Genomic DNA, 8,542 nt, shown 5'->3' on the forward strand with positions numbered 1-8,542 from the left:
GCCCCGGCTTGGCCGACGGCCGGCACCCCGACGTCCCCACTCGGCCCGCCGACCTACCGCCCTCCGTTCGCCCCGCACGGTCCGTACGCCGGGCAGACGCCGGTGCCGCAGCCGCCGCCGAAGAAGCCCAAGCCGCCGAAGAAGCCCCGGGAACGATCCGCCCTCGGCGCGATCACCTTCTCGCTGATCTTCATCGCGCTGGGCGTGGTCTGCCTCCTCGACATGCTGGGTGTCTTCGGCATCGGTGCCTCGGGCTACTTCGCGGCGGCGCTCGCCGTGATCGGCCTCGGCCTGCTGGTGGGCACCTGGTTCGGCCGGGCCCGCTGGCTGATCGCGCTCGGCCTGGTGAGCGCCGCCGCGCTCGGCGTGGCCACCGTGGCCGAGTCGTACGACCGGGTCCGCGGGGTGGGTGGCTCGGTCACCTGGGCACCGACGGAACACCGTGACCTCGCGGTCCGGTACGAGCAGAGCTTCGCCGACGCGGTGCTCGACCTGCGCGCGATCGACTTCGACCAGCAGGACACCGAGATCACCGTCGTCATCAACTTCGGCGAGGCCACCGTGGTGGTGCCGCCGAACGTGGACGTGACCGCCACGGCGCAGCTCACCGCCGGTGACGCGAACATCTTCGGCGAGCGCCGCTCCTGGGGTATGGACAACCAGCCCAGGGAGACCGTCGACCTCGGCGCGGACGGTCCCGGCGGCGGAAAGCTGCGCCTGAACCTGCACATCAACGCCGGACACATGGAGGTGACCCGGTGAAGGCCCACCGCACCGACCTGTTGTCGTTCGTCTTCGGGCTGCTCTTCCTCGCGCTCGCCGCCTGGTGGCTGCTCGCCCAGGTGCTCGGCCTCGTCCTGCCGCCGGTCGGCTGGTTCCTGGCCGGCGGGCTGATCCTGATCGGCGCCCTCGGCCTGATCGGCGCGCTGCGCTCCAGCCGGCACACCAGCAAGCCCGAACCGACCGAACCGACCGGGCCGGACCTGGCCCGCCCGGAAACGTCGAGCACGGCCGGCACCGCGGCGTCGAACGCGCCGCCGGGGGACCTCACCGACACCGACCCGGCCGGCGGGCCGGGGGCGGGCACCTCCTTCACCGAACCATCCGGCACGCCGTGGACGGACACCACCTTCACCGAACCGCGCGGCATGCCGTGGGTCGACCCGACCGAGAGCGATCGGACCATCGTGGACCCCGGTCCCGACACGGTCCGGCCGGGCGCGGCGGGCGAGCCGGCCGGGGGGCGTCCCGCCGACGGCGACCGTACGCTCGACCTTCCGTTCGGGGGCGAAGCGCCGCCGGGACAACGGGGGCCGGCGGCCTGACCATGCGGCGACGGTTCGGGGCCGCCTATGCTGGCCGGTGTGCTCCCGCCTTCGCCGGCCAGCCCATGCCGCGGGGCATCCTGCGCGGGCCACCGGCTCGCGCGGGCCGTCCGCGGCGGGGCCGACCCCGCCGCCGAGCGGTGATCTCGCGTCAGTCGCCTCTACCCGTCAGGAGCCCGTTCGACATGACCCAGTTCCCCGCCGTGCGTGCCTCCGGCCAGTCCGGTCCGGCCCGCCTCGGCGAGCGTGCCGCACGTACTCTCGTCTCCGAACTCGCCCGGATCAACGACCCCAAGGCCGCCCTGCTGGTCGGCGTGGCCCCGGAGTCCGCGGTGCTGGCCGCGGCGATCGACGCGCTGCTGCCCGGCGACACCCTCACGGTGGTGCCAGCCGAGCGGGTCAGCGCCACGGCGCTGCGGGAGCAGGTCACCGCCCAGGGCCGCTGGGTCGCCGACCGGGTCCGGGTGGTGGACAGCCTCGCCGAGGCCGAGCCGGCCAAGGTCGTCGTCGCCGGTGAGGCGTTCGTCGGCACCGCGGAGGAGACCCGGGGCGCCATCGAGGCGCTGTCCAAGTACCTCGCCGACGGCGCGGTGCTCTGCCTGGCCACCGCCGTCGGCCGGACCGCCGGCGCCGCGGCCGAACTGGACCGGCAGGGTGCGCTGTACGGCGTCGGTGACGACCTGGTGCTGCGCAACTCCCCGCCGGTACGCGTGTACCGGCTCCGCTTCACCCCGGCCGACGCGGCGACGGCGGAGCGTCTCGCCCCGGCCTACCGCCCGTCGAGCGTGCCGCTGACCCGCGGCATGCACATCGACTCCAACGGGGTGGCCGCGGCCGGCATCGCCCTCGGGTTGGCCGCGCTGACCCGGCTGGCGCGGCCCAAGTCGAAGCTCTGGCTGCTGCCCGCGCTGGCCGCCGCACCGGTGGCCGCCTTCTTCCGGGACCCGGAGCGGGACGTGCCGGAGGACCCGTCGGCCGTGGTGGCCGCCGCCGACGGTCAGGTGCTGTCGGTGCAGCGCCTGCACGACGAGCGCTTCGGTGACGGCGAGTTCCTGCGGATCGCGGTCTTCCTGTCGGTGCTCGACGTGCACGTCAACCGCTCCCCGGTGGCCGGCAAGGTGGTCGACTACTTCGTCGCCGACGGCGGCTTCGTCAACGCGATGAAGCCGGACGCGGAGCACAACGTGGCCGCGTACACGGTGCTGGACACCACGCACGGCACGGTGGTGGTGGCGCAGCGGACCGGGCTGATCGCCCGGCGGATCGTGCAGCGTGCCCCGATCGGCGCGCTGCTGGCCCGGGGCGAGCGGTTCGGTCTGATCCGGTTCGGCTCGCGTACCGACGTCTACCTGCCGGTGGAGGCCGCGGAGCCGCTGGTCGGTCCCGGCGACAAGGTCGTCGGCGGGTCGACCGTCATCGCCCGCTGGCGCTGACCGCCATTGCGAAAGGGGCGTCGCGGTAAACCCGCGGCGCCCCTTCGCACAGGTACGGAATCAGATGGTGCGGCGGTGGCGCAGCCAGAGCAGCGGGCCACTGATCAGGTATCCCACCACGATCAGGCCGAAGGTGAGCCGGACGTTGATCAGCGCACCGACCACCGGCGCGAGCCAGACCCACATCGGCAGCCTGACCAGCCGGGCGAGCTTGGCGTACGGGAAGCTGCTGACCATGGTGAAGGCGAGCAGCGCCACCCCGGCGACCTGCACCACCCCCGGCACCGGCAGGCCGATCACCACCATCAGGGCGAGCACGGCCGCCGCCATGGTGGTGGGCACCCCGCAGAAGAACCGGCCGTCCTTGGGCGAGACGTTGAACCGGGCCAGCCGGATCGCGGCGCAGGCCGCGACCAGCGCGGCGGCCACCCCGGCGGCGGCCGTCGGCACCTCGCCGGCGAGCGAGGCGTAGACCACCACCGGCGCGGCGAGGCCGAAGGAGCACATGTCGGCCAGCGAGTCCATCTGGGCGCCGAACGGGGTGGACACCCCGAGCTTGCGGGCCAGCGCGCCGTCCAGGCCGTCGAAGGCCACGCAGGCGATGAGGAGGAAGGCGGCGAGCCGCACGTCGCCCCGCATGGCGACGAAGATCGCGTTGATGCCGAGCAGCAGGCTGGCCAGGGTGCAGGCGTTGACCAGGGCGAACTTCATCCGCCGGGCCATTGTCCGCTCGCCGGGCAGCAGCGGGATCGGTGTCGGCTCCGGCTCGTCGGCCACCGGGGCCGGCGCCACCGCGGGGCTGACCGGGGCGATCGCCTCGATCCGGGCGCGGTGGAACCGCTGCAATCCGTACCGGCGGCGCGGCCGGTCCGGGTACCGGGGCTCGGGCAGCGCGTCCGCCGGACCGTGCAACTCCGCACCTCGGCGGCCGACGCGGACCAGCAGGACCTGACGAGCGAGGGTGCCGCTGCGGCGCAACGGGCCCGTCCAGCTTCGCCCTGCGGGACGCGGGCTGTCAGTCGTACGACGCCGGCGCCATGGGGCTCTCGGCACGTTCCCTCCATCACCGGATCGGCTGACCGCCGTGAGAGCGGGCGTCCGGCTGTCTCGTGTCGGACCCTTTCTGGCCCGGCAGCCGTTTTGCGGAGTACACCATCGCACAGGGGGGTGGGGATTGGCGATAGCAGTCGGCGGTACTTATATCTCCCTTAACCGCGCGAACCGCCGTCTTGTTCCCATCTCGGGCGTCATCGCCCGTTTCCTCCATCAGCCCTGCCTCGACTGTACCGGAGCCCGGCACCGCCAACCCGGCGAGCGGACGTCGGCCGATCCGAGCCTGACGGCTAGACCGGGACCTCCAGCACCGCGACAGCGATCTCCGTCAACGGAAGTCCTCGCAGCTCGGCCGGGGTGAACCAGTCGGCGCGGGCGGTGGAGCCGCCGGCCAGTTCGGTCACCGCCGGCTCGGTCGGAACGTCGACCGCCACCCGGTAGACGACCCGGATGCCGTGCCAGTCGAGCGGGTAGCCCTCCGGGCCGAGAGCCGCCGGATTGTGCAGATTATCCACGCCGATCAGTTCGGTCACCCTGCCGAGTTGGCCGGACTCCTCGACCAGTTCCCGTAGCAGCGCGGTGACCGGCTGTTCACCGTGGTCCGTACCACCGCCGGGCAGGTGCCACCGCCCGGCGCCCGGATAGCCCTCGGCGATCAACGACAGCAGCACCCGCCCGGCAGGATCGGTGACCAACCCGTACGCCCCGAAACGCTGCCGCCGGTCGGCCCCCGGCGGGGCGAACGGAACCCGTCGGCGCAGCGCGCCGGGCGGCAGCGGGACGACCGGCAGGCCGAGCGCCTCGGCGGTGAAGGCCAGCAGCGGCAGCCCGGCGGCCTCGTCGAGGGTCAGCCAGCGGGCTAGGTCGGTAGTGCCGGTGATGCCGTCCCGCTCGGCGCGCAGCACCCCGCCCACCGGTGTCACCTCGAACAGGATCCGGTCGGTGTGCAGGGCCACCCCCAGGTCGGGGTACGGCACCACGTCCGCGACCACCGCCCGGAGCCCGGTCACCTCGACGGCCAGCCCGGTCTCCGCGGCGACCTCACGGACCACCGCGTACGCGGGATGCTCGGCGTGCTCCAGGCCGCCGCCCGGCAACGACCACACCCCCGGGAAGTCCGCCTGGCCGGAGCCCCGCACCAACAGCACCCGCTGCTCGGCATCCCGCAGCACCCCGTACGCCTCGACCCGCCGCACCTGCTCCACGCCCCGACCTTAGGCCCAGCCACGATCGATCATGAAGTTGACGGGCGTTTTGGAGATCGACAACGCCGTCAACTTCATGATCGACGCGGGCTGGTGGGAGTCAGGTGAGGCGGGCAGCCTGGACGGCTTCGGCGGTCACCTCGGTGAGGCGGTCGGTGGGGAGGGCGCCGAGTTCCTCGCGGGCGAACCAGCGGGCCTCACAGGTGGAACCGCCGACGTCGCCGACTGTGGGCGGAGCCGGCTGATCGACCACCACCCGGTAGAAGGCCCGCACACCGTGCCAGTCGATCGGGTAGCCCTCCGGGCCGAGCGAGGCCGCGTCGCGGTGGCTGGCGACGCCGAGGAGCCCGACGAGGCGGCCGGTCTGCCCGGTCTCCTCGACCAGCTCCCGGATCAGCGCCGCGCCCGGCTGCTCGCCGTAGTCGGTGCCCCCACCGGGCAGGTGCCAGCAGCCCGCACCCGGGTAGCCGTCGGAGACCCGGGTCAGCAGCACCCGCCCGGCCGGGTCGGTGACCACAGCGTACGCGGCGAAGCGCTGTGCCCGGTGCAGCCCGTCGGGACCGGGCACCGCGTAGAAGGAGGGGAACTCCGGGGGCTCGTCGGGCACGATGTCCGCCGAGGAGGCGGGCAGCCCGAGGGCCCGTGCGGTGAACGAGCGCAGCGGCAGCCGCCGCGCCTCGTCCAGGGTGAACCAGCGGGCCAGGTCGGTCGGCCGGTCGACCCGGTCGGTCAGCGTGCCGCCCCGGACCGAGACCCGGTAGACCAGGCGGTCGGTGTGGATGGTGATGCCGCGCTCGGGCAACGCCCGCATGTCGGCCAGCACGTCGTGCAGGCCGGCGACGGCCACCGACAGGCCGGTCTCGGCGGCGGTCTCGCGGACGACGGTGTGGTTGGGATCCTCGCCGTGGTCTACCGCCCCACCGGGCAGGGACCACGTCCCGGGTGTGCCGGAGCGCTCCGATGCCCGGACCAGCAACACTCGGTCTACCGAATCAGTACAGACTGCATACGCCGCGATCCTGCGGAGCGGCTCCAGCATGGTGGTCACGGAGCCAAATTCTCCCCGCGACCCGTTACCGACGCGGAAAAGAGTCGGATTCCTGACTGATTGCTCGCCCCTGAGGATCAGTTCAGGGTATGGATCCGGGCGGTCACCGAGGTCGATGCGCGCCGTGGCGTGGACCGTGGAGTCATGACCTCCACACCTCAGGCCCCGTACAAGCAGCTGCGCCGCCCGACCACCGACCGGATGGTGGCCGGAGTGGCCAGCGGCCTCGGCCGCTACCTCGCCGTCGACCCCACCCTGGTACGCGTCGTCTTCGCCGTCGCCACGCTGCTGACCGGCGGCATCGCGGCCCTCGCGTACCCGATCATGTGGTTCCTGATGCCCGAGGAGCCGGCCAGCGCGCCCGCCTGGCCGCATCCGCCGGGTGCCCCGCCGCACGCCGGACCGACCGGCCCCACGCCGCACCCCGCCTGGCCGTTCCCCGGACCGGCGAGCCCCGCACCGCACGGACCGGCACAACCCACGCCCCGGCCCGCCGGACCGGCGGGCACCACGCACCCCGCCTGGCCGTTTGCCGGACCGGCGGCCTCGGCGCCGCATCCCGGCCCGGAGGGGACTCCGCCGACCCCGGCCGCCTGGCCGCCGGCACCATTCGAGCAACCCGCGCCGCCGGCCGCTCAGCCGGCGTCGGACGCCTCGGCCACCCCGGAGCCCGCAACCAGGCCGGGTCTTGACGCTCCCCCGGCCGCCGACGCGGCGACCACGACCGACGACGCGACCGCGCCGGAGCCGGCGGCGAAGCCGGAGCCTCAGCGGCCGAGCGGGCCGGCGGTGTGAGCCGGGGTCACTCCCACTCGATGGTGCCCGGCGGCTTGCTCGTGACGTCCAGGACCACCCGGTTCACCTCGGCCACCTCGTTGGTGATCCGGGTGGAGATCCGGGCGATCACGTCGTAGGGCAGCCGGGACCAGTCGGCCGTCATCGCGTCCTCGCTGGAGACCGGGCGCAGCACCACGGGGTGACCGTAGCTACGTCCGTCGCCCTGCACGCCGACGCTGCGTACGTCGGCCAGCAGCACCACCGGGAACTGCCACACGTCCCGGTCCAGACCAGCCGCGCTGAGCTCCTGGCGGGCGATGAAGTCGGCCCGGCGGAGCAGGTCGAGCCGCTCCCGGTCGACCGCGCCGATGATCCGGATGGCCAGCCCGGGGCCGGGGAACGGGTGCCGCCAGACCATCGCCTCGGGCAGGCCGAGCTGGAGACCGAGCGTACGGACCTCGTCCTTGAACAGCGTGCGCAGCGGCTCGACCAGGGCGAACTTCAGGTCCTCCGGCAGCCCGCCGACGTTGTGGTGGCTCTTGATGTTGGCGGTGCCGGTGCCGCCGCCGGACTCGACCACGTCCGGGTAGAGGGTGCCCTGCACCAGGAACTCGACGTCACCGTGTGAGGCGATCTCCCGGGCGGCGGCCTCGAAGACCCGGATGAACTCCCGGCCGATGATCTTGCGCTTCTGCTCCGGGTCGGTCACCCCGGCCAGCGCGCCGAGGAACCGGTCGGCCGCGTCGACCACCTTCAGCTTGATGCCGGTGGCCGCAACGTAGTCCTTCTCCACCTGCTCGGCCTCGCCCGCGCGCAGCAGACCGTGGTCGACGAAGACACAGGTCAGCTGGTCACCGACGGCCTTGTGCACGAGCGCGGCGGCGACCGCGGAGTCCACCCCGCCGCTCAGGCCGCAGATGACCTCCTTGTCGCCCACCTGCGCGCGGATCCGGGCCACCTGCTCGTCGATGATGTTCTCGGGCGTCCAGGTCGGCTCGATCTCGGCGATCTCGTACAGGAAGCGGGTCAGCATCTCCTGCCCGTGCGCGGTGTGCCCCACCTCGGGGTGGAACTGCACACCGGCCCGCCGGCCGACCAGGTCCTCGAAGGCGGCGACCGGTGCGCCGGCGGACTCGGCGGTCACCGTGAAGCCCTCGGGCGCCTCGGTCACGCAGTCACCGTGGCTCATCCACACCGGCAGGTCGGCCGGCAGGTCACGGAGCAGCACGCCGGGGTCGAGCAGGCGGGGGCGCAGCGGGGTGCCGCCGTACTCGCGGCTGCCGGTGCGGGCCACCGTGCCGCCGAGGGCACGGGCCATCGCCTGAAACCCGTAGCAGATGCCGAAGACCGGCACGCCCGTGGTGAACAGCCCGTCGTCGACCTGCGGGGCGCCCGGCTCGTAGACGCTGGCCGGCCCGCCGGAGAGGATGATCGCGGCCGGATTTCTGGCCAGCATCTCGGCCACGGGCATGGTGTGCGGGACGATCTCGGAGTAGACCTTGGCCTCGCGTACCCGCCGGGCGATCAGCTGGGCGTACTGGGCTCCGAAGTCGACCACGAGGACAGGACGCGGCAGGCTCATAGCCGGCAATCCTACCCAGCGTGACGACGCCTCCCCTCGCCTACCGCCCTTCCCGCCCCAGCCCACCAACACCATCGCCGATCATGCACTTTCGGTCGCCGTTGCGCACCTTATACACC

Annotated in this window: 6 protein-coding genes and 2 pseudogenes; 4 read left to right on the forward strand and 4 right to left on the reverse strand. The window is 73.3% G+C overall.

Annotated features, from left to right (window positions below; translation table 11 throughout):
• The 3 genes and pseudogenes from C1I95_RS29300 to C1I95_RS29310 form a co-directional block, all read left to right on the forward strand.
• Positions 1-762, forward strand: a 762-nt coding sequence (locus tag C1I95_RS29300; protein ID WP_233513963.1) for a LiaF domain-containing protein, incomplete at its 5' end; no start/stop codon positions are given.
• A pseudogene (locus C1I95_RS29305) lies at positions 759-942 on the forward strand (hypothetical protein); the annotation flags it as partial. The gene C1I95_RS29300 and the pseudogene C1I95_RS29305, both read left to right, overlap by 4 nt.
• Before the next feature lie 568 nt (positions 943-1,510).
• The gene (locus C1I95_RS29310; protein WP_111218698.1) at positions 1,511-2,758 is read left to right on the forward strand and encodes a phosphatidylserine decarboxylase; all 1,248 of its coding nucleotides are present in this window, start codon (positions 1,511-1,513) and stop codon (positions 2,756-2,758) included.
• A 60-nt stretch (positions 2,759-2,818) separates the two neighbouring features.
• Here C1I95_RS29310 and C1I95_RS29315 read toward each other — a convergent pair whose 3' ends face one another.
• The 3 genes from C1I95_RS29315 to C1I95_RS29325 all read right to left on the reverse strand — a co-directional run bounded on the left by C1I95_RS29315 (position 2,819) and on the right by C1I95_RS29325 (position 6,064).
• Positions 2,819-3,736: a CDP-alcohol phosphatidyltransferase family protein gene (locus C1I95_RS29315; RefSeq protein ID WP_111218700.1), complete on the reverse strand. Its 918-nt coding sequence runs from the start codon at positions 3,734-3,736 to the stop codon at positions 2,819-2,821.
• A gap of 365 nt (positions 3,737-4,101) precedes the next feature.
• On the reverse strand, positions 4,102-5,016 hold the full coding sequence (locus C1I95_RS29320) for an NUDIX hydrolase (protein WP_111218702.1): 915 nt from the start codon (positions 5,014-5,016) through the stop codon (positions 4,102-4,104).
• Positions 5,017-5,116: 100 nt separating this feature from the next.
• Positions 5,117-6,064, reverse strand: a complete 948-nt coding sequence (locus C1I95_RS29325) for an NUDIX hydrolase (protein ID WP_111218704.1) — start codon at positions 6,062-6,064, stop codon at positions 5,117-5,119.
• A 144-nt stretch (positions 6,065-6,208) separates the two neighbouring features.
• Between C1I95_RS29325 and C1I95_RS29330 the strand changes: the two are divergent.
• Positions 6,209-6,526, forward strand: a pseudogene (locus C1I95_RS29330) (PspC domain-containing protein); the annotation flags it as partial.
• Between the two features lie 340 nt (positions 6,527-6,866).
• Here the strand turns inward: C1I95_RS29330 and guaA are convergent.
• Positions 6,867-8,423 (reverse strand): glutamine-hydrolyzing GMP synthase, encoded by a 1,557-nt coding sequence (gene guaA / locus C1I95_RS29335; protein WP_111218706.1) that lies wholly within the window; start codon positions 8,421-8,423, stop codon positions 6,867-6,869.
• Between the last annotated feature and the right edge of the window lie 119 nt (positions 8,424-8,542).

Source organism: Micromonospora craterilacus, assembly GCF_003236315.1.
Lineage (GTDB): Bacteria > Actinomycetota > Actinomycetes > Mycobacteriales > Micromonosporaceae > Micromonospora > Micromonospora craterilacus.